The sequence below is a fragment of the Pseudomonas sp. CNPSo 3701 genome (genome assembly GCF_028674975.1).
In the GTDB taxonomy this organism is placed as follows: Bacteria; Pseudomonadota; Gammaproteobacteria; order Pseudomonadales; family Pseudomonadaceae; genus Aquipseudomonas; species Aquipseudomonas straminea.
Genome location: NZ_JAQZSI010000016.1, coordinates 1 through 1,148 on the forward strand (window position 1 = coordinate 1; position 1,148 = coordinate 1,148).

At 57.7% G+C, this 1,148-nt stretch carries 1 protein-coding gene; it reads left to right on the forward strand.

Going from position 1 to position 1,148, the window contains the following annotated elements; all coding sequences use genetic code 11:
- Positions 1 to 1,148: elongation factor Tu (gene tuf, locus PVA39_RS23175; RefSeq protein ID WP_274126062.1), on the forward strand; the 1,148-nt coding region annotated here is incomplete at both ends.

Genomic DNA, 1,148 nt, shown 5'->3' on the forward strand with positions numbered 1-1,148 from the left:
GAACGTAACAAACCGCACGTCAACGTTGGCACCATTGGTCACGTTGACCATGGCAAAACCACTCTGACCGCTGCTCTGACTCGCGTCTGCTCCGAAGTATTCGGCTCGGCTCGCGTCGACTTCGACAAGATCGACAGCGCTCCGGAAGAGAAGGCTCGTGGTATCACCATCAACACTGCACACGTAGAGTACGATTCCAACATTCGTCACTACGCGCACGTTGACTGCCCGGGTCACGCTGACTACGTCAAGAACATGATCACTGGTGCTGCCCAGATGGACGGTGCGATCCTGGTTTGCTCGGCCGCTGATGGTCCGATGCCGCAAACCCGTGAACACATCCTGCTGTCCCGTCAGGTAGGCGTTCCGTACATCGTTGTCTTCCTGAACAAGGCTGACATGGTTGACGACGCTGAGCTGCTGGAACTGGTCGAGATGGAAGTTCGTGACCTGCTGAGCACCTACGACTTCCCGGGCGACGACACTCCGATCATCATCGGTTCGGCGCTGATGGCTCTGAACGGCCAGGACGACAACGAGATGGGCACCACTGCCGTCAAGAAACTCGTCGAGACTCTGGATACCTACATCCCTGAGCCGGTTCGTGCTATCGACCGTCCGTTCCTGATGCCGATCGAAGACGTATTCTCGATCTCCGGCCGCGGTACTGTAGTTACCGGTCGTGTAGAGCGCGGTATCGTCAAGATCCAGGAAGAAATCGAGATCGTTGGTCTGCGTGCTACCACCAAGACCACCTGCACCGGTGTCGAGATGTTCCGCAAGCTGCTCGACGAAGGTCGTGCTGGTGAGAACTGTGGCGTTCTGCTGCGCGGCACCAAGCGTGACGACGTGGAGCGTGGTCAGGTTCTGGCCAAGCCGGGCACCATCAAGCCGCACACCAAGTTCGAAGCTGAGGTGTACGTTCTGTCCAAAGAAGAAGGTGGTCGTCACACCCCGTTCTTCAAGGGCTACCGTCCGCAGTTCTACTTCCGTACCACTGACGTTACCGGTTCGTGCGAACTGCCGGAAGGCGTTGAGATGGTAATGCCGGGCGACAACATCAAAATGGTTGTCACCCTGATCAAGCCGATCGCCATGGAAGACGGCCTGCGCTTCGCCATTCGCGAAGGTGGTCGTACCGTTGGTGC